The following is a 19,640-nucleotide window of genomic DNA, read 5'->3' on the forward strand; positions in this document are numbered from 1 at the left end:
CGGCCCGCCGCGGGCCGCCCGTCAGCCCGTCGTGGGGCCGGGCTTGTGGACGGCGAGGGCCCAGATCACGAAGCAGTCGATGGCGATCACGACGAGGGACCAGACCGGCGCGTACGGCAGGAACATGAACTGGAAGATGATGCTCAGCGAGGCGAGCAGGATGCCGGTCAGGCGTGCCCAGTCGGCGTCCTTGAGGATGCCCCAGCCGACGACGATCGCGACGGCGCCGAGGACCACCAGGATCCAGCCCCAGCCGGTGAGGTTGATCCGGTACACGTAACCGTTCACGCGCGTGTACACGGTGTCCTCGACGATCGCGGAGATGCCCTGGAGGACGTGGAGGACGCCGTTCACGCACAGGAGGACACCCGCGAAGACGGTGCCGCCGGCCGCCCAGGCGTCGCGGGTCCGGTGCGAGGACCCCGCAGCCGGCGCGCCCGGCGCCGGCTGTCCCTGGTCTCCCCAGAGGGGCGCTTCGCCGCCCCCGGCGGAACCGGTGGAGGGGGCTGCGGCGCCGGTGGCGTGCGGGGTGTCCGACGGCTGCGAGGCGTCCTGGCTCATGTGCGACCCCTTGTGTGGTGTCGGCGTGCGGTGCCGGCCGGGCCCGCCCGTGCGGCGAGCACCGAGTCGAGTTCGAGCCTCGGCCCCGGCCCGTCGCTCCGCCACATGGGTTCGGCCGTTCGGGTGACGACCGCGCCGGCGTCGGCGGGCCCGTGCACGGCGGCGGCCCGGCCCGCGCGGCGGACCGCGTCGCCGGTCCCGTGCCGGAGTCCGTACGGGGCCCCCGAGGCGGGCTTTTCATGCTAGATACGACATATGGCGCAGTCGCCCCTTCCGTTCCGCGACAGCCGTGCGCCCCGCCGCACCCGGGGCACGCGGACCGGGTGCGCACACCCGGGCGCCGTACCGCGGCGGGCGCCCGGCCGCCGACGCTGCGCCCCGGAACCGACGCACCGCACGCGGTACGCGCCGATCCGTTCACGCCGGTCCGGGCGGGGCCCGCGGCGGTGTGGTGCCCGATGAGCCGCGCCGCACCCCGCCGGCCCGCCGGGCCCTCGCCCGAACGGTCGCTGCTGGCATCGGCGCTCGGCGACCCCGGCCGGCTGCCGGAGATCCTGGCGGCCTTCGCGGTCGCGCGGCACGGGCACGCGGCGGCCGACTCGGTGGCCCGGCTGCGTCACGACCACCCCGGGGCGAGCACCCCGGAACTGCGGGCCCAGGTGATCACGCGGGGCCATCGCGCGGTCGTCGCGGAGGGGGCGATGGTGGGCGGCCCGTTCCTCGTGCTGGTGCCCTTCGCGTTCTGCGCGGCGCTGCTGCGACAGGGACGCACGGTTCTGGAGCTGGCCGCGCTCGACGGTCACGACCCCACGACGAGCGCCCGCGTGGCCGAACTCCTCGCCCTGCAGGGCGTGTACGAGGACACCCCGCGGGCGCAGGAGGCACTCGCGGGGATCGCCCGCGCCGAACCCCTCCCCTCTCTGAAGCGCTGGCCGGCCATGTGGCGGCTCACCGTGCGGATGGCCTATCTGCTGGGTCTGGTCACGACCGGCGACGACACCGCGGGGGTGGGACGGGTGCGCAGGATCGCCGTCCAGACGGGCCGTTGGACACTGGTCGTCGCGGTCTTCCTGGTGGGCCTGGTGGCACCGCTCGTCTGGCTCCCCTACCTGGCGTACGTCTACCGGCGTTCCGACAACCGCCTGATGGAACGGGCCCTCGCCCAGTACGGCGCGGTCAGCGCACCCGCCCCGCGCCGCCGGATCGCCGGTATCGAGCCCGAGATGCTGTCCGCGGGACTGCGCGCGTGCGTCTCGCTGCTCGTGCCGCTCGCCCTGGTCACCCTGGCCGTCGTGGCGGACCTGCGCATCGCCGGGAGCAGATGGCCGGTGCTGGCGATCGCCCTGGCGGTCGCGTCGTTCCTGGCCGGCGGTCTGTGGCTGTGGCGGCGCCACCGCAGGCGCACCGGGCGGGCGTGACGGCGAGGCCGGGCTCCGCGCCGCCCGGCACCCCTGCGGCGCGGCGGTACGGCGACGGCGGGCGCCCGGGCCGGTCGACGTCCGGCGCCCGGGTCACACGGCCTCCCGTACGGCGTCGAACGCCTCCCGCAGCAGGGTGCCGAAGTCGTCGACGGAACGCCGTTCGGGCCCCGCGGCGTCCTCCGACACGTGCGCGAGCAGGGCGCTGCGGATGACGGCGACCGACACGCGGGCCAGCACGGCGGCCCTGCGCGCGCGCCGGTCGTCCGGCTCGTCGGGGTGCTGCTCGGCCAGGCGCACGACGAGCGCGTCGGCGATGCCGTCCTCGAAGTCGGTGAGGACGTGGGTACGCCGGGCGCCGGTGGGCAGGGCGCGCGGTGGTGTGCCGACGAACAGGATGGCCAGGCCCTCGTCGAGCGCACCGGCCGCCTCGACGAGGCCGTTGAGGACGGCGGTGAGCGGGGGTTCGCCGGCCGGGCGCCGCGGGATCTCCCGTCGCAGCAGGGGTACGAGGTCGAGGACCTCGGCGAAGACCAGGTCCTCCTTGGAGGGGAAGTAGCGGAAGAAGGTGCGCTCGGTGACGCCGGCCGCCGAGGCGATGTCCTTGACGGTCGTCTCCTGGTAGCCGCGTTCGGCGAACATGCGCGCCGCCGTCTGGAGCAGGGTCCGCCGCGTCGCGGCCTTCTTCCGGTCCCGCAGCCCTGGTTCGCGCTCGCCCCAGTCGTTCACCTGGTCATCCTGTCACGCCACGGGTGCGGCGCCGGGCCCCCGTTCAGCAAAGTGTCAGTCCTGACACTTTGTGTATCGTGTCAGTCATGACACTTTTTGGTGGGCGGCTGCCTCTGCGCGCCCTGACACGCCGGACCCCGGGGCGTCGCGGCCCGGGACACCCCGCCGCGGGACGCACCGTCACGAGACGCCGCAGGGCGGTCGCCGCGCTCACGGTCCTCGCCCTCGGCGGTGCCGCGGTGACGGCGGAGGCCGTGGTCCGGCACCGGGTCGGCGACCGTTTCGCGACCGCGGCGGCGGAACGGCTGGGCACGGTCCCCGACGTCGGCCTGGGCGGCACTCCCGTACTGATGCAGCTGTCCCGGGGCGCGTTCCCGGACGTCGAGCTCACGGCCGACGGTGTGACCGCCCGGCGGATGACCGGACTCGGCGTCGACGTCCATCTGCGGGACGTACGGCGGGCCGCGGGAACGGTCACCGTCGGTTCGAGCACCGCGGACGTCACCGTCGGCGCCGACCGGCTCGGCGGCGACGAGCTGAGACGGATGAACGGGGTGGTCGTCCCCGACCCGGGAACCAGACGGCTCCTCGTCCGTCTCGGCCGCACGGGCGCGCTCACCGTCCCCGTCACCCCGTCACTGGACGGCACGACCGTCCGCGTCACGCCCGCCCGGCCGACGTTCGACGGCGCTCCCCTCCCCGACGCGCTGTCCGCGAGGATCACCGGCAAGGTGCGGCGCACCGTCGAACTGACCGGCCTCCCGATGGACATGAAGCCGCAGAAGCTCACGGTCACCGACGACGGGCTGCGCCTCAGCCTGCGCGGCGGCCGCGCCGCCCTCGACGTCTGACCCCGTCGGCGCGCCTCCGGACGCACGGGACCGCACCACCGTCCCCCGCCACCCCCGCCCCCGCACCGATCGGCGCCCGCCCGAGCCGCGCGGGACCGCGTCCATCCCCACCGCCCCCGATCTCCGCCCCCGTCGGCACCGGCACCGGACGCGCGGGACCGTACCGGCCCCCGCCGCACCGCCCCGGCCGACGCCCGAGAAACCCCTCCCCGAACGTGCCGCTCGCCCCCGCAAGTCCCCCTTCAAGGAGTGGTTCTCCCATGGCTTCCCTGCTTCACCGGCTCGGCCGCGGCGCCTTCCGGCATCGCCGTGCCGTGCTGGCCGGCTGGCTCGTCGTGCTCGCCACGGCCGTCGCCTGCGTGGCCGGCTTCGGCGGCACCACGAACGACGAGTTCACCATCCCGGGCTCCGAGTCGCAGAGCGCGATGGACGCCCTCAGGACCGAACTGCCCTCGGCGGCCGGCACCAGCGCCCAGATCGTCTTCGTCGCCCCCGAGGGCCACGAGATCACCGAGCCCTCGTACGCGCGGGCCGTCGGCGCGACCATGGCACAGGCCGGGAAGGCGCCGCAGGTCACCCACGTCACCGACCCGATGACCGCGGGCCTCGTCTCCCGCGACCGCACGACCGCCCTCGGGCAGGTGCGCTACGACGTGACGAAGGCCCAACTGGCCGGGGACAGCCTCACCGCCCTGGAGAGGACCACCCGGCCGGCCGAGGACGCCGGACTCACCGTGGACGTCGGCGGGTCCGCGTACGGCAGCGACAAGAGCACCGGTCACTCCAAGGAGGCGACGGGGATGCTGTTCGCGCTCGTCGTGCTGACGGTGACCTTCGGCTCGCTGTTCGCCGCCGGCATGCCGCTGCTGACGGCGGTGACCGGCGTCGCCGTCACCTTGCTCGGCCTCCAGGCGCTGACCGGCGTGCTGACCGTCTCCGGCACCGCGCCCTCGCTCGCGTCGATGCTCGGTCTCGCCGTCGGCATCGACTACGCGTTGTTCATCGTGTCCCGCCACCGCTCCCAACTGGCGTCCGGCACGGACCCCGAGGAGTCCGCGGCCACCGCGACCGCGACGGCGGGCGGCGCGGTCGTCTTCGCCGGGCTCACGGTGGTCATCGCGCTGTGCGGGCTGGCCGTGGTCCGCATCCCGTTCCTGACCGTGATGGGCCTGGGCGGTGCCGCCGCCGTGCTGATCGCGGTGGCCGTCGCGCTCACACTGCTGCCCGCCCTGATGGGCTTCGCCGGTGACCGGCTGCGTCCCCGGCCCGGTTCGCGGACCGCCCGCCGGGAGCGCGCCGCCCACGACGGCGGGCGGAACGGACGGCCGAACCTCGGCGAACGGTGGGGCCGGCTGGCGATCCGCCGCCCGCTGCTGACCCTGGCCGCCGTGCTCGTCGCACTGCTCGCCCTGGCCGTCCCGGCACGGGATCTGCACCTCGCCCTGCCCGACAACGGATCGGCGCCCGCGGGCAGCACCGAGCGCAGGACGTACGACATCGTCTCGAAGGAGTTCGGCCCCGGGTTCAACGGGCCGCTGCTGATCCTCGCCGACACCTCGCACACCGCGGACCCCCGGCAGGCCACGGCCGCGCTCTGCGAGGAACTCAAGGCCATGGAGGGCGTCGCCACCGTCGGCGCGCCCCAGCGCGTCGACCACGGTGACGCGGCGGTCGTCCAGGTGGTGCCGCGGACCGGGCCCGCCGACGAGCGGACCAGGGAGCTCGTCGAGCACATCAGGGACCGGTCGGCCGACTGGCAGCGCTCGTCGGGCACCCGGGTGCGGGTGACCGGGAGCACCGCGGTCGGCATCGACGTCTCCGACCGGCTCGCCGACTCGCTGGTGCCCTTCGCCCTGGTCGTCGTGGGCCTGTCGCTGCTGCTGTTGCTGCTGCTCTTCCGCTCCTTGGTCGTCCCGCTCAAGGCTGGCCTCGGCTTCCTGCTCTCGGTGGCCGCGACGTTCGGAGCGGTCGTCGCCGTCTTCCAGTGGGGCCTGCTCGCCGACCTGCTGGGCGTGGCGCGGACCGGGCCGGTGGTGAGCATCCTGCCGATCCTGGTGATGGCGGTGCTGTTCGGACTCGCCATGGACTACGAGGTGTTCATGGTCAGCCGGATGCGCGAGGCGTACGTGCACGGAGCCGGGCCCCGGGACGCGATCCTGGCCGGCTCACGGCACGCCTCGCGGGTGGTCACCGGCGCCGCCCTGATCATGTTCGCGGTCTTCGCGAGCTTCGTGCCGGGGAGCAGCACCATGCTGAGGCCCATCGCGTTCGCGCTGGCCTTCGGTGTCCTCGTCGACGCGTTCGTCGTCCGCATGACCCTCGTACCCGCCGCTCTCGCCCTCGTCGGCCGGGCCGCCTGGTGGCTGCCGACGTGGCTGGCGCGGCTGCTGCCGGAGGTGGACATCGAGGGCGAGCGCCTGCGCACGGCGGGCGCGGGGACGTCCGACGCCGGCACGGCCCGGGAGGAGGTACCGGCCGGCGCCCCGGACGAACGCACCCTGCCGCCGGGTGTGCAGGGCGGCTAGGGGCGTCGGCGGACGGGCTCCCGGCAGCGGCCTCTAGTACTCCAGCAGGTCCTTGATGGAAGCACACGCGGCGGTCCAGATCGGCAGGTGTGCGAGGGCGATAGTGCTGTTGGCACATCGGGTGGGCGTGCACCGATCGATGAGAGGGACTTGATGCCCGTCCGGGGTGACGCCGTCCTCGGGCCCCGTGCCACGGCGTGTGCCGGAAGTGCTCTGGTGCGCTGACCGAGAAGGTTCGCCGGCTTGGTGCATAGAGGTGTTGGACTTCGTCGTCGCGGCGGTACCTCTGAGGGCGGCCGCGGACCTTCCGATCCTGGCCGCCCTCAGAGGTACCGCCGCCACTTCCCGGCCACCGCAACTGCCCCGTGGCCGCCTTCCGGCTACGGCCGCTGCTTGGCCTTGTCGACGATGGCCCAGCTGTCGAGGTAGGAGAGCTGGGTGAGCTCGATCCTGTGCTTGCTCATGACCAAGGCGCGCGCGTCACGGAAGCCGAGGAACGCGTAGGTCTTCGGGTCGAAGATGAAGTAGCCGCCGAAGGACGCCGACCCGTCCGCAAGCGTCGGGTCGTCATAGGCGATGGCCACGCCGGTACGGCCCTTCGCGTCCTTCTGGTTCGGCACCACCTTCACCCCGGGGATCATGCCGAGCGCCTCGTATGCTGCCGGGCGCAGCCCCTCAGGCATCACCGGGACCAGCTTGAGCAGCCCGGCAAGCTGGAAGTGGACCATCGACCACGTCTGGTCGGCGATCCCGCTGAGCGAGTCGTCCTTGTCGCTGGGCTTCCTGTGGGCGAGCGTAAGGATCAGTTTCTTGGGGTCGGTCGGAAGCTTCTTCAGCGTCCCCCAGTCCTGGGGCGGCCACACGGTCTCGTTCTTTTTCGATGGCTGAGACCACCAGCCCTTCCCGATCTCCATGATCCAGGAAGGCTTCGAGTTGTCCACCGACCTCCAGTCCTCGTCGGTGTAGGTCTTGGTGGCGCCGGTCTTCTCGTTGGTCTCCCTGATGATCTCCTTGGTGTAGATGAACTGGTCATCTCTCGGGCTGGCCGCCTGCTCGTGCCGGCGAGCGTAGGTGGCCGCACCGTCGAGCACGGTCTGCACGCTCAGGTTCTGCATGACCGGGGAACTGGCCGCCGGCGGTGCCGCTGTCTTCCCATCGCCGCTGTCGTCGCCCTGTCCGGTGACCAGAACACCGCCGACGACCGCGGCCGCGACCGCGCCGGTCAGGGCGATGCGCAGGACGGGGCGGCGGTGGCGTACCGCCGGGGCGGGTCCGTTTTCCGCGTTCATCGTGGAGAGCAGTCGTGCGCGCACTCGTCCCCGGGTGGCGTCGTCGAGCGGGGGAGTCCCCGCGTCGTACTCCCTCAGTTCTCGCAGTTCTTCGATGTCACGCATGGGCGTCTGCCTCTCGGAAAGCTGTCGGATCGGAACCGCCCAGTGCTTGGCGCAACCTGCTGCGAGCCCGGTTCAGCCGGGATCTGACGGTGCCGATCGGCACCCCGAGGGCTTGGCCCGCTTCCTGGTAGTCGAGGTCGCCCCAGGCCACCAGCAGCACGACGTCCCGGTGCCGGGCGGACAGCTTGGCCAGCGCTGCTGCCAGTTCCTGGTGCACTGCTGCGGCGCCGACCGCGGCGACCGCGCGGTCCGCGACCGGCTCCTCGTGCTGCACAGGCGCCGGAACCTTCGCGAGCGCCTTGAAACGGCGTGCTTCGGCCCTGCGGTGCCGGCTCATGAGGTTGGTCGCGATGCCGAACAGCCATGGGCGGGCGTCAGCACGGCTGAGGTCGTAGGTATGGCGCCGCTGGAAGGCGGTCGCGAACGTCTCGGCCATCAGATCCTCCGCCGTCTCGGGACCGATCCGCCTGGCCACGTAACGGTGCACGGCGTCGGCGTACCGGTCGAAGAGCGCGGCGAACTGTTCGGGCTCGTCCCGGGACCGCGCGATCACACGGGCGTCGCTGTCCTCGCGATCCTCCTCGCAGGTGCGGACGCCCGGGGTCTCAACGGCCATCGGGGCTCCTTTCGTTCATTCGAACGCCTTGAAGGCTTGGGCTTGTGCGAGTTTCACGTGTCCTTCGCCGGTGGGCCACATCGAGTTCCATTCCGGCGACAGCAGAGCCGGGGCTCTCCCGCCCATCGGGCCCGCCAGGTGTCCGACGTCCGACCGGGGCCCCGTTCCGGACGGAGTCGCGAGCCGGTGCAGGTATGCGGCCACGACAGCAGGTTGGCTCGATGAGCGTGCGGGGGCGGGTTGTCGACGGGGCGGACCGGTCGAGCCGAAGGCTGCGCTCCGGCCCGGCGGCGGCGGGTACCGAATCGGCTCGGCGGCTGACTTCGGAAGCTGAGTCGCTGCGCGATCGGCAGCGGAACTTGCCCCCTTGCACGGGCGCGGGTCAGCGGTCCTGTCCGTGCTGACGCTGAGTCCCGGAATGATTTCCGTGCTTCCCGTGCTGCTGGTGGAAGACTGCGAGGACTCATGGCCCGGGAGCCGGAGCCACCTTCTCGAACACTTGCCACAGAAGGTCTGTGAACGCTGCTTGACATGGATATCAAGCAGCTTTCACAGACCTGTGCTGCCATGTGACCCGTGGGTGATGCCGGCGGTTGTGGCCGGATTGCCGGTCAGGGACGCAGGTGGGCCAGGAGTTCTGCGCCGGTGGGGTATTCCTGCTCCTGAGGAAGCAGTCGGGTGGCTGACTCCAGTTCGCGGTCCCTGACGAGTGCGTGGATCTCGTGGGCGAGCGGGGTCACGTCGCTGATGGACACGATCCACTCGTTCGCGTACCGCGTCGACGCCTCGCCCGAGAGCCCCAGTTGCAGCGAGCGGTGCGGCAGGGGGCGCAGGTGCAGATCGCGTTCGGGATCCCACTGGACACGGGCCGGTGCGCGTTTGAGGTCGCGCTGCCAAGCGTCACGATCGGGATGCAGTCCGCGNGATCCATGTCAAGGCGCGTTCACAGACCTTTTGCTGGCTGGCATCACACATCCCTGGCCGCACACGAGGCCGACGCCAAATCCTGGACGTACGTCGTAGCCTTTGCCTCGTGACCAGCGAGAACCAGCAGACTGACGATCTGACGCCTGATGAACTGCCCCATCACCAGTCGTTGTTGGAGGGCACGGCTTGGGCCTCACTCGGCACCGCGAGAGGGAACGGCGGATTTCTGTCGGCCGCGCTGCCTCGCCTTCTCGATGCCGACCCGACGATTCAGATCAGGGCCATCAGCGAGCTGGAGCCGGTATGTCATCAGAACAGCTTCTACGAAGCCACGCTCCCCGTGGCGCTGTACGTGGCCGCGATCCTCGCCCACCCCGCGACGGCGGCCGTCGGGGCAGGCCGTCGGGCTGACTCGGAAAGAGACGGTCCGGTGAGGGCGGCCCTGCTGGACTGGCTTGGATCACTCGCCTACGACGCCTACAACGAGTGCCTTGCCGCCGCCGAGCGTCACTTCGATGGTGACGACCTCGACGACTATCCAGAAGTGCGTGTCTTTCTGGACCACCGCCCCACGTTCTACCGTGCCGTTTCAGCTTTCCTGGGCCACGAAGACACTGCTGTTCGTGAGGCCGCGGTCGTCGCCGCCATCCCCTTGATCGAGCATCCCGCCCTCATTGGCCACAGAGACGAACTTGGACGCCGCATCCATCGCCTCCTCGCTACAAGTACCAACCGCTACAACCGCAAGCGCTGTCTGGACGCACTCAAGAACTGGGGCTACGACATCGCTGCCCTGGAGAGTCCCGCTGACGTTGCCGCACGCGTTCGCTACGTCCGTGACGTCTGGACTGGTGGCTGTACGGAGGAACCCCCGTTCTGACGTCGGACGCCACATGGCCAGTACGGACGGCTGCCTGCTGCCAGCGTGCTCCGTCACGACTATCAGCGGTCGAAAATTAGGTGGTCGCCTGAGCCGGTCGGGCCCACGCTGTACGCCATGGAACAACCGCACCGCAGGATCCGCGCGCTCCACACGGCGTCCACGATCACCGTCTACCAGGCGTACCGCCCGGAGATCGGCGGACCCGCCGCCCGCAAGGGCCGTTTTCCCGCCGCGTGGAAGCCTGACCGCATGACGTGGATAAAACCCAGTTTCATGTGGATGATGTACCGCTCCGGCTGGGGCACGAAGGAGGGTCAGGAAACCGTCCTCGCCGTCGAGATCACTCGCGACGGCTTCGACTGGGCGCTGCGTCATTCCTGCCTGTCGAGTTACGTGCGCGGACTGCATCCCGATCGTGACGCTTGGCAGCGCGACCTCAAACGCGCACCGGCCCGTGTCCAGTGGGATCCCGAACGCGATCTGCACCTGCGCCCCCTGCCGCACCGCTCGCTGCAACTGGGGCTCTCGGGCGAGGCGTCGACGCGGTACGCGGACGAGTGGATCGTGTCCATCAGCGATGTGACCCCGCTCGCCCACGAGATCCACGCACTCGTCAGGGACCGCGAACTGGACTCGGCCACCCGACTGCTCCCCCAGGAACAGCCGTACCCCGCCAGCGAAGAGCTCCTGGCCCACCTGAGTTCCTGACCGGCAACCTGGGCACAACCGCCGGCACCACCCACGGGTCACACGGCGGCAAAGGTCTGCGAACGCTGCTTGATGATCCACGTCATCCGGTCAGGCTTCCACGCGGCGGGGAAACGGCCCTTGCGGGCGGCGGGTCCGCCGATCTCCGGGCGGTACGCCTGGTAGACGGTGATCGTGGACGCCGTGTGGAGCGCGCGGATCCTGCGGTGCGGTTCTTCCATGGCGTACAGCGTGGGCTCGGCCGGCTCAGGTGACCACCGATTTTCGACCTGTTGCCCGATCCGGCGGAGCACGCCGGCCGCGGGCGGCAGGCAGTTGGCCGCGCGCGCCAAGTAGCGTCCGGCATCAGGATCGACGTGCTGCCGGTCGGCCGGCTTGCGGAGCAGTGGCTCGCGCTCGGCGTCCCGCCGATGGAGATCGACCGCGTGGAGGAGTATCAGGAGCACTGGGGAGGCCTCGTGCTACCCCGGACCCGGCCCCTGGCCGTTCTGGCCGACCGCGCGCACTCCTCACGCGCCATCCGCAGTCACCTGCGGCGTCGGGGCATCCGCGCGGTCATCCCGCGGCCCTCGGACCAAGTCGGACACCGCCTGCGGCGGGGTCGCTCCGGTGGCCGCCCGCCCGCCTTCGACAGTGAGGCGTGCAAGCAACGGAACACGGTCGAGCGGTGCATCAACCGCCTCAAGCAGTGGCGCGGCCTGGCCACGCGAACCGACAAGCTCGCGATCGCCTACCAGGCCGCGCTTCACCTCGCGGGCATCCTCATCCGGACCCGACGCTGACCAAAGAGACAGAACCTAGAGGCCGACATCGCGGCTGCGGATGTCGTCCAGGGACTCGCGGCGTACGAGGAGTCGGGCGTGACCCGCGTGGACGGCGGCGACGGGCGGACGGCCGACCATGTTGTACCCGGAGGCCATGGACAGGTGGTAGGCGCCCGCGACGGGCACCGCGAGCAGGTCGCCGGGGCGTACGTCGGCGGGCAGCGCGACGTCGGCGGCGAGGACGTCGCCGGCCTCGCAGTGCCGTCCGACCACGGTCACCGGGGCGGGGGCCGCGGCGCTGTGCCGGCCGATCAGGCGCGGCGCGTACGGCACCCCGTACAGCGCGGGCCGCGGGTTGTCGCTCATGCCGCCGTCCACGGCCACGAAGGTGTGCTCGCCGGTGTGTTTGACGGACAGCACGTGGTAGACGGCGACCCCGGCCGGTCCCACGACTGCCCGGCCCGGTTCGATGATCAGGCGGGGCACGGGCAGTCCGGCCGCGGCGCACCCCGCGGTCAGTTCGGCGCGCACCTGCCGCGCCAGCGCGGTGAGGTCGAGAGCCGGTTCGCCGGGGCGGTAGGCGATGCCGTGCCCGCCGCCCAGGTCGAGTTCGGGCAGCACGATTCCGTGCTGCCCGTGCAGCCGGGCCATCAGCCCCACCAGCCGGCGCACGGCCGCGAGATACGGCTTGACGGTGGTGATCTGCGAGCCCAAGTGGCAGTGCAGCCCGGTGAGTTCGAGCCGGGGCTGGTCGAGTATGCGGGCGATGGCGTGCTGGGCGTAGCCGTCGCGGAGGGACATGCCGAACTTCTGGTCCTCGGTACCCGTGCGGATCTTGTCGTGGCCGCCGGCGCTGACGCCCGGCACCACGCGGACCATCACCTTCTGGCGGCGGCCGGGGCCGACCGCCGCGGCGAGCCGGGCGATCTCCGACGGACTGTCGATCACGATGCGGCCCACGCCGAGGCGCAGGGCCAGCTCCAGGTCGCGGGGCGACTTGGCGTTGCCGTGCAGCAGGATGCGTTCGGCGGGGAAGCCGGTGGTGACGGCGAGTTCCAGTTCGCCGGCGGAGCAGACGTCGAGGCCGAGCCCCTCCTCGCCGACCCAGTGGACCATGGCCCGGCACAGGAACGCCTTGGCCGCGTAGAGGACTTCGGCGTCGGGGAAGGCGTGGCGGTAGGTGCGGCAGCGCTCGCGCACCTCGCTCTCGTCCAGGACGTAGACGGGTGTGCCGAATCGGTCGGCGATCTCGGCGAGCGGTACGCCGCCCACCGCCAGGTCGCCCGCACGGGGCTCGGTGGTGGAGGCGGGCCACACCGACAGCTCGTCGGCCGGGGTGTGCAGGGCGGGTTCGTGCACGGTGGTCATCGTGGTGGCCTCCTCAGCCGATCCGTACGGCGGCGGCCGTGGCCGGTTCGGGAAGGGTTGGACGAAGCGGGGCGGGGGCCGGGGCGCAGAACTGCGGGTCCACCGTGACGGTGGTGACGCCGAGCGGGGCGGTCAGTGCGCGCAGCGCGGGTTCGGCGAGCCTGATCCACGCCTGGCCGGGGCCGAGTGTCGCGGTGAGCCTGTGCGCGGAGGTGAAGCCGACGGCCGTACGGTCGCCCAGGGGGGTACGGAACAGCCGGGCGGCGCATCCCGAGGGGCCCGGCCGGACCGGGACGAACAGGGGGCCGGCCGGGAACCGATCGCAGGGTTCGGGGTCTTCGCCGCTCAGAGGTTGTGACATGGGATGCCTCCTGGAGGATCCGGGGTGGTTCTGATGTGGAGCCTGAGCGCCCCGGCCGCGAGGACGCGGGCCGGGGCTCACCGATGACGTTATGCCCGTCTTCCCCGGCTTCCGGGTGTTCCCTGACGGGATGCTGACGGCGATCCGGCCAACGCTGACGGGACGCTGACGGCACCCCGCGCGCGGCCCGCCCGCGCCGTCAGAGCCGTGCCAAGAAGTGCTGTCCTGGCTGTTCGGGGCATCCGACCAGGAGTGTGATGGAGGGGGATCCGACGAGAACCGCCCGCGCGTGACCGCGCGGGCGGGTGAGGAACGGTGACGTGATGTCCGAGCCCGACGCGCCCCCTGTCGCCCGTGTCGTGGTCGGGGTGAGCGGCTCGCTGGGGAGTCTCACCGCGCTGTGCCGGGCCGCCGGCGAGGCGCGGCGGCGGGGCGCCGAACTGTGGCCGGTTCTGGCCTGGGAACCGCCTGGCGGGGACCTGGGGGCCCGGCGGGTGCCGGCCGCCTCCCCGAGTGTCCAGGACTGGCAGCGGCTGGCCCGGGAGCGGCTGGTCACCGCGCTCGACGAGGTGTTCGGCGGCGGGCCGGACGTCACCCTGCGCGCGCTCGTCGCCCGGGGAGCCCCCGGGCCGGCGCTGGTGGAGATCGCCGACCACGAGGACGACCTCCTCGTGGTCGGCGCGGGACGGCGCGGCATGCTGCACCGCGCCCTGTGCTCCTCGGTCGGCCGCTACTGCCTCGCCCATGCCGGCTGCGCGGTGCTGGCGGTGCCGCCGTCCCCGCTGGAGGCCGAGTTCGCGGCCGTCCACCGCCGCAATCTGTGGCGGTTGCGCCTGGACACCCGGGAGCTGGGGGTGGAGTCCGGGGCGGCTCAGCCGCCGACCGAGTAGGAGTGCGCTCCGGCGCCCGCCAGGGCTCCGCCGTCCACGATCAGGTATTCGTCCCGGATCGGCCGCCCGGCGAACCAGGATTCGAGGATCTCCCGGGTGCCCGCCGCGTACCGGGCCTGGGCCGAGAGCGAGGAGCCGGAGATGTGCGGGGTCATGCCGTGGTGCGGCATCGTGCGCCAGGGGTGGTCGGCGGGGGCGGGCTGCGGGAACCACACGTCGCCCGCGTATCCGGCCAGTTGCCCGCCGCGCAGCGCCCGTTCGACGGCGTCCCGGTCGACGATCCGGGCCCGTGCCGTGTTGACGAGGTAGGCGCCGCGCTTCATCGTGGCGATCAGCTCGTCCCCGAACAGGCCCTCCGTCTCGGGGTGCAGAGGTGCGTTGACCGTCACGACGTCGCAGTGCGGCACCATGGCGGCGGCGCTCTCGTGGAAGGTCAGCCCCAGCTCCTCCTCGACTCCCTTCGTCGTCCGGGTGCAGGCGGGCGCCCGCCGGGACGGCACCCTCACCGCGCTGCGCCTGCGGGTCGTCGCCGACACCGGGGCGTACGGCAATCACGGGCCGGCGGTGATGTTCCACAGCGTCGGCGAGTCGATGGCCGTCTACCGCGCCCCGCACAAGAAGGTCGACGCCTACTCGGTCTACACGCACACCGTTCCCGCCGGCGCCTTCCGCGGCTACGGCCTGGGCCAGGTGATGTTCGCGGTCGAGTCGGCGTTCGACGAGCTCGCCCGCCGACTCGGCCTGGACCCGCTGGAGTTCAAGGCACGCAACATCATCGGTCCGGGCGAGCCGATGGTCACTCCGGGAGGCGAGGAGGAGGACCTCCACATCGCCAGCTACGGCCTCGACCAGTGCCTGGCCGTCGTGCGCCGCGCCCAGGCACAACCGCCGGGCGAGCCCGTGCCGCAGGGCTGGCTGGTGGGCGAGGGGGCGGCGCTCTCGATGATCGCGACGGGTCCGCCGGGCGGCCACATCGCGGACGCGCGGGCGGCCCTGCTCCCGGACGGCACCTTCGATCTCGCCGTCGGCACCGCGGAGTTCGGCAACGGCACCACGACCGTGCACCGCCAGATCGCGGCGGGCGAACTGGCCACGACCGTCGACCGGATCGCCGTACGGCAGTCCGACACGGACGTCGTACGCCACGACACCGGCGCCTTCGCCTCGACCGGCACGGTGGTGGCGGGCAAGGCCACCCTGCGCGCCTCCCGCGCCCTGGCGGACCAGTTGCTCGACTTCGCCGCCGCCCATCTGCGCGTCCCGCGCGCCGACTGCCGGCTCGCGGAGGAGGCGGTGCTGCACTCCGGGGGACGCCTGCCGCTCAAGGAACTCCACGACGCGGCCCGCGCGGTCGGCGTGGAGCTCGGCGCCGACGGGCACTTCGGGGGCACCCCGCGCTCCGTCGCCTTCAACGCCCAGTGGTTCCGGGTTGCCGTCGACCCCGGCACCGGCGAGATCCGCATCCTGCGCAGCGTGCACGCCGCCGACGCGGGCAAGGTGATGAACCCGATGCAGTGCCGCGGCCAGGTCGAGGGCGGCGTGGCCCAGGCACTCGGTGCCACGCTCTTCGAGCACGTACGTCTCGACGCGACGGGCGCGGTCGACACGGCCGCGTTCCGCCGCTACCGGCTCCCCCAGTACGCCGACGTGCCCCGCACCGAGGTCCACTTCATGGAGACGTCCGACGCCATCGGCCCGCTGGGTGCCAAGTCGATGAGCGAGAGCCCCTTCAACCCGGTCGCGCCGGCCTTCGCCAACGCCCTGCGCGACGCCACGGGTGTCCGCTTCACCGAACTGCCGCTCACCCGGGACCGGGTGTGGCGGGCCTTGCGGGACGCCGGGGTGACGGACGGCCCGCCCGGCCGGGGAACGGGATGAGTCCGGCGGCCGGCGCGGGCCCCGGATCCGCGCCCCGCGGGTCAGCCGGACTGCCGGGGCAGGCGCACCACCTGGACGAAGAAGTCGTCGATCTGACGGACGGCGGCGATGAACTGGTCCAGGTCGACCGGCTTGGTGACGTAGGCGTTGGCGTGGAGCTTGTAGCTGCGCAGGATGTCCTCCTCGGCCGCGGAGGTGGTGAGCACCACGACCGGGATGTGCGACAGCGCCGGATCGGACTTGATCTTCTCCAGGACCTGCCGGCCGTCGTACTTGGGCAGGTTGAGGTCGAGCAGGATCAGATCGGGCTGCGGCACGTCGGTGTGCGCCCCACGCCGGTAGAGGAAGTCGAGCGCCTCCTCGCCGTCCCGCACGACGTGCAGGGTGTTGCCGATCTTGTTGTCCTCGAACGCCTCCCGGGTCATCAGTTCGTCGCCCGGGTCGTCCTCGACGAGCAGGACGTCGATGGGGGTGGCTGCGGGGGTGGTCATGTCAGGCTCTTCTCCTCGGTGCCGGCCTTGCCGCCGGTGTCGGTACGGTCGTCCGCGTCGGTGCGCGTGCCGTCCGTCGTCTCGGTGCGCGTGCCCTCGCCGGTGTCGGTGCGCGTGTCGTCGCCCCTGGCGGTGGGCGTGCCCTCGCCCGCGTCGGTGCGCGTGGTGTCCGCCCCGCCGGCGCCGTCGGCCGCGTCGGCCCGGTCGCCCTCCGCCGTGTCGGCGACGGACGGGAAGGTGAAGCAGAAGCGGGCGCCGTCGGTGTACGTGGTGTCCAACCAGATGCGGCCGCCGTGGTACTCGACGATCTTCTTGCACAGCGCCAGGCCTATGCCCGTGCCCCCGTAGGCGTCACGGCTGTGCAGCCGCTGGAAGATCACGAAGACCTTCTCCGCGAACTCCTCCGATATGCCGATGCCGTTGTCGCTCACGGACAGCCGCCAGGCGTCGGAGTCCTCCGGATCGCGCTCGCAGGTGACGCGGATGTGCGGCGTGCGGTCGGGGTGACGGAACTTGACGGCGTTGCCGACGAGGTTCTGCCAGAGCATGGCCAGCAGCGTCGGATCCCCGATGATCCGGGGCAGTTCGTCCGGGCGGTCGACGACCGCGCCGGTGTCGGCGACGACGCTGTCCAGGTTGGTCAGTGCCTTGGAGAGCAGCTGGTCCAGATCGGCGGGCAGCCGGGCGTCGTTGACGCGGCCCACGCGGGAGAAGGTGAGCAGGTCGTTGATGAGGACCTGCATCCGCTTGGCGCCGTCGACCGCGAAGTCGATGTACTGCCGGGCGCGGTCGTCCAGCTGGTCGCCGTACCGCTTCTCCAGCAACTGGCAGAAGGAGGCGACCTTCCGCAGCGGCTCCTGGAGATCGTGCGAGGCCACGTAGGCGAACTGCTCCAGCTCGGCGTTGGAGCGGCGCAGCTCCACGGCCTGGGCGTCCAGGTCGGCGGCCTGCCGGGCCAGGGCGTCCTGCTGCTCGCGGGAGGCGTCGAGCGCGAAGACGATCCGCTGCCGCATGTCCTCCACGTCCCGCGCGACCGCGGTGACGTCCACCGGACCGCCGCCGGTGATGACATGCCCGAACTCGCCCCGCGCGACCCGGCGGGTGGCGGTGCGCAGGTCCTCCAGCGGACGCGCCACGAGCAGGCGTACGAGGACCGTCAGCGCCACGCCGGTCAGCAGGAACGCCACGACCATGCCGATCAGCACGGCGTCGCGCACCTTCCGGGCGTGGTCCAGCCGGTCCTGGCCGTCCTGGACCGCCTTCTTGAGAGAGGTGTTCTGCGCGGCCAGCACCGAACGGATGCGGTCGAAGTCCTTCTTGCCGCGCTCCGCGGTCGCCCGGTCGATCGTGCGCGGTTCACCCTGCGTCACACCGGCCACCAGGGGGTCGGCGTAGGTGCGCCGCCAGTCAGCCGTCCGCCGCTCGACCGCCTCCAGGTTCCCGAGGAGGTCGGAACGGTCACCGATGAGCTCGCGGATCCGGGCGGCAGCGCGCCGCTCGTCCTTCTGTCCCTGGGTGTAAGGGGCCAGGAACTGCCGGTCGGCCGCGATGGCGTAACCGCGCACACCCGTCTCCTGGTTGAACAGGGCGGACTGCAGCCGGTACGCCTCCGTCTGGGCCGGCTCGACGTGCTGGAGCATCTCGTCGGTGACCGAGGCCGTCCGCTGAAGCATCGCGGCGCCCACCGCCGTCCCCACGACCACGAGCAGCGCCATCAGCGCCAGCACCAGCCGGAACCAGCCCTGCACGGTCAGCCGGCGTCCGGCCCACGGCTCGGCGGTCATCCTGGGTATCCCGTCCTCGGACTCACTGTTCTCTCTCACGCTCTTCACCGGCCTCAGTCCCAGCGCAGCCAGAGCACGGCGACGTCGTCGTCCAGCCCGCCCTGCCCCTCGGCCAGGCCCTCGGCCCGTTCGATGAGCCCGTCGACGAACGCGGCCGGGGCCAGGGGGACCAGCTCGCGTGCGACGGCCAGCAGTCCCTCCTCCCCCAGCCGTTCCGTGCCCCGGCCGACGCGCCCCTCGAACAGGCCGTCGGTGAACAGGACGAGCGCCGCGCCCTCGGGGACCGAGAGCTCCTCCACCCGCCAGCGCGCCCCGCCGGGCACGATGCCCAGCGCCGGCCCGCCCAGGACCTCCACCCACTCGACGGCGCCGTCCCCGCACAGCAGCGCACCCGGGTGTCCCGCCCGTACCATCCGGACCCGGCGCTCGCCGGGTGTGGCGGTGAGGACGACCAAGGTGGCGAAGACGCCCGCCTTGGCCCGCTCGGCCATCAGGATCTCCTCCAGCCGGGCCACCTGGTCGGCGCCGGTGACGCCGCTGAGCACCAGGGTGCGCCACGCGATGCGCAGGGCCACCCCCAGGGCCGCCTCGTCGGGTCCGTGGCCGGAGACGTCTCCGATCATCGCGTGCACGGTGCCGTCGGCGCCCTGCACGATGTCGTAGAAGTCGCCGCCGAGCAGCGCGTGCGCGCGGCCGGGGCGGTAGCGGGTGACGACGTCGACGCCGTCGCCGCGCAGCAGCGGCCGCGGCAGCAGTCCCCGCTCCAGGCGGGCGTTCTCCTGCGCCTGCATCTGGCTCGCCTGCAACGCCACCGCGTCCTGCTCGCCGTGCTTGCGCTGGATCGCGTAGCGGACCGCCCGCCCGAACAGCTCCGGCTCGACACGGCCCTTGACCAGGTAGTCCTGGGCGCCCGCCGCCACCGCGGCCAGTCCGGTGCCCTCCTCGGCGAGGCCGGTCAGCACCACGACGGCGACCTGTTCCGCGCGGTCGCGCACCCGGGACACCGCCTCCAGGCCCTGGGCGTCCGGGAGGTGCAGGTCCAGCAGGACGCAGTCCGGCAGTTCGGTCGCGAGCACGTCGCATGCCTCGGCCATCGAACGCACCCACCGCAGACGCATCTTGAGCGCGCTGTCGGCCACCAGTTCCTCGACGAGCAGGGCGTCGCCGGGGTCGTCCTCGACCAGCAGGACCGACGGCTCCTGGTCCCCCCATGCCGCGGCTCGATCGAGCGCGGGCGAAACCACGCCGGCAGCCCCGGGCTGCGACATCTTCATGAAAGCCCCCCACCCACCACCTTCCGTCCACACCGGGACGGACAACTCAGCGAGCATACTCAGGCGCGCGCGAGGGGCGCAGGGGGGCGGGGCGGTGCGGGACGGGCGGGGACGAGGACCCCGGTGTCCGGCTCCGCGTCACCCGGGGCGAGCAGATCCCACGGCTCCGCCCGACCGGGCCGACACCCCGTCGGCCCGCGCCCGCGCCGACCGGCGTC

The 19,640-nt window shown here is 72.4% G+C and carries 15 protein-coding genes and 5 pseudogenes; 8 read left to right on the forward strand and 12 right to left on the reverse strand.

Going from position 1 to position 19,640, the window contains the following annotated elements; all coding sequences use genetic code 11:
• Window positions 1–21: 21 nt before the first annotated feature.
• Window positions 22–561 carry a DUF7144 family membrane protein gene (locus tag ABEB03_RS29980; protein ID WP_345656032.1) on the reverse strand — a complete coding sequence of 180 codons (540 nt, stop codon included), beginning with the start codon at window positions 559–561 and terminating at the stop codon, window positions 22–24.
• 323 nt (window positions 562–884) lie between these two features.
• Here ABEB03_RS29980 and ABEB03_RS29985 point away from each other — a divergent pair, with 323 nt between their 5' ends.
• Window positions 885–1,979, forward strand: coding sequence for a hypothetical protein (locus ABEB03_RS29985; RefSeq protein ID WP_345656033.1), 1,095 nt, complete (start codon window positions 885–887; stop codon window positions 1,977–1,979).
• A 93-nt stretch (window positions 1,980–2,072) separates the two neighbouring features.
• On the opposite strand, the gene ABEB03_RS29990 is transcribed toward ABEB03_RS29985, so the two are convergent.
• The gene (locus ABEB03_RS29990) at window positions 2,073–2,708 is read right to left on the reverse strand and encodes a TetR family transcriptional regulator (RefSeq protein ID WP_095937170.1); all 636 of its coding nucleotides are present in this window, start codon (window positions 2,706–2,708) and stop codon (window positions 2,073–2,075) included.
• 86 nt (window positions 2,709–2,794) lie between these two features.
• Between ABEB03_RS29990 and ABEB03_RS29995 the strand changes: the two genes are divergently transcribed.
• Together ABEB03_RS29995 and ABEB03_RS30000 are read left to right on the forward strand one after the other, a co-directional pair.
• A complete protein-coding gene (locus ABEB03_RS29995; RefSeq protein WP_345656034.1) occupies window positions 2,795–3,559 on the forward strand; it encodes an LmeA family phospholipid-binding protein in 765 nt (254 codons plus the stop codon).
• A 260-nt stretch (window positions 3,560–3,819) separates the two neighbouring features.
• Window positions 3,820–6,084, forward strand: coding sequence for an MMPL family transporter (locus ABEB03_RS30000; protein WP_345656035.1), 2,265 nt, complete (start codon window positions 3,820–3,822; stop codon window positions 6,082–6,084).
• Between the two features lie 380 nt (window positions 6,085–6,464).
• Here ABEB03_RS30000 and ABEB03_RS30005 read toward each other — a convergent pair whose 3' ends face one another.
• The 3 genes and pseudogenes from ABEB03_RS30005 to ABEB03_RS30015 all read right to left on the reverse strand — a co-directional run.
• On the reverse strand, window positions 6,465–7,478 hold the full coding sequence (locus ABEB03_RS30005; protein WP_345656036.1) for a CU044_5270 family protein: 1,014 nt from the start codon (window positions 7,476–7,478) through the stop codon (window positions 6,465–6,467).
• The gene (locus tag ABEB03_RS30010; protein WP_345656037.1) at window positions 7,471–8,094 is read right to left on the reverse strand and encodes an RNA polymerase sigma factor; all 624 of its coding nucleotides are present in this window, start codon (window positions 8,092–8,094) and stop codon (window positions 7,471–7,473) included. Before ABEB03_RS30010 ends, ABEB03_RS30005 begins: the two co-directional genes overlap by 8 nt.
• A gap of 611 nt (window positions 8,095–8,705) precedes the next feature.
• Window positions 8,706–9,017: pseudogene (locus ABEB03_RS30015) on the reverse strand (DUF4291 family protein); the annotation flags it as partial.
• A gap of 110 nt (window positions 9,018–9,127) precedes the next feature.
• On the opposite strand from ABEB03_RS30015, the gene ABEB03_RS30020 reads away from it, so the two are divergent.
• A complete protein-coding gene (locus tag ABEB03_RS30020) occupies window positions 9,128–9,901 on the forward strand; it encodes a hypothetical protein (protein WP_345656038.1) in 774 nt (257 codons plus the stop codon).
• Window positions 9,902–10,018: 117 nt separating this feature from the next.
• Window positions 10,019–10,612, forward strand: coding sequence for a DUF4291 domain-containing protein (locus ABEB03_RS30025; RefSeq protein ID WP_345656039.1), 594 nt, complete (start codon window positions 10,019–10,021; stop codon window positions 10,610–10,612).
• Between the two features lie 74 nt (window positions 10,613–10,686).
• Here the strand turns inward: ABEB03_RS30025 and ABEB03_RS30030 are convergent.
• Window positions 10,687–10,893, reverse strand: a pseudogene (locus tag ABEB03_RS30030) (DUF4291 family protein); the annotation flags it as partial.
• 171 nt (window positions 10,894–11,064) lie between these two features.
• Here ABEB03_RS30030 and ABEB03_RS30035 point away from each other — a divergent pair.
• Window positions 11,065–11,394 (forward strand): annotated as a pseudogene (locus tag ABEB03_RS30035) (transposase); the annotation flags it as partial.
• Between the two features lie 15 nt (window positions 11,395–11,409).
• Here ABEB03_RS30035 and lysA read toward each other — a convergent pair.
• Complete coding sequence (lysA, locus tag ABEB03_RS30040; protein ID WP_345656040.1) at window positions 11,410–12,744, reverse strand: diaminopimelate decarboxylase; 1,335 nt, start codon at window positions 12,742–12,744, stop codon at window positions 11,410–11,412.
• A 13-nt stretch (window positions 12,745–12,757) separates the two neighbouring features.
• Entirely contained in the window at window positions 12,758–13,105 is a 348-nt protein-coding gene (locus ABEB03_RS30045; protein WP_345656041.1) for an SAV_915 family protein, read from the reverse strand.
• 323 nt (window positions 13,106–13,428) lie between these two features.
• Here ABEB03_RS30045 and ABEB03_RS30050 point away from each other — a divergent pair, with 323 nt between their 5' ends.
• Complete coding sequence (locus ABEB03_RS30050) at window positions 13,429–13,995, forward strand: universal stress protein (protein WP_345656042.1); 567 nt, start codon at window positions 13,429–13,431, stop codon at window positions 13,993–13,995.
• Here ABEB03_RS30050 and ABEB03_RS30055 read toward each other — a convergent pair.
• Window positions 13,977–14,465, reverse strand: a pseudogene (locus tag ABEB03_RS30055) (NAD(P)-dependent oxidoreductase); the annotation flags it as partial. The gene ABEB03_RS30050 and the pseudogene ABEB03_RS30055 sit on opposite strands and share 19 nt — an antisense overlap.
• Between ABEB03_RS30055 and ABEB03_RS30060 the strand changes: the two are divergent.
• A pseudogene (locus ABEB03_RS30060) lies at window positions 14,452–15,873 on the forward strand (xanthine dehydrogenase family protein molybdopterin-binding subunit); the annotation flags it as partial. The pseudogenes ABEB03_RS30055 and ABEB03_RS30060 overlap by 14 nt on opposite strands.
• Before the next feature lie 41 nt (window positions 15,874–15,914).
• Here the strand turns inward: ABEB03_RS30060 and ABEB03_RS30065 are convergent.
• From ABEB03_RS30065 to ABEB03_RS30075, 3 genes are read right to left on the reverse strand one after another with little or no spacing between them, the layout of a single operon-like run.
• Entirely contained in the window at window positions 15,915–16,364 is a 450-nt protein-coding gene (locus tag ABEB03_RS30065) for a response regulator (RefSeq protein WP_345656043.1), read from the reverse strand.
• A complete protein-coding gene (locus ABEB03_RS30070; RefSeq protein WP_345656149.1) occupies window positions 16,361–18,148 on the reverse strand; it encodes a sensor histidine kinase in 1,788 nt (595 codons plus the stop codon). The genes ABEB03_RS30065 and ABEB03_RS30070 overlap by 4 nt, the downstream gene beginning before the upstream one ends.
• A gap of 53 nt (window positions 18,149–18,201) precedes the next feature.
• Window positions 18,202–19,422, reverse strand: coding sequence for a PP2C family protein-serine/threonine phosphatase (locus ABEB03_RS30075; RefSeq protein WP_345656044.1), 1,221 nt, complete (start codon window positions 19,420–19,422; stop codon window positions 18,202–18,204).
• Window positions 19,423–19,640 lie beyond the last annotated feature (218 nt).

The organism is Streptomyces siamensis (assembly GCF_039543605.1).
GTDB classification, from domain to species: Bacteria; Actinomycetota; Actinomycetes; order Streptomycetales; family Streptomycetaceae; genus Streptomyces; species Streptomyces siamensis.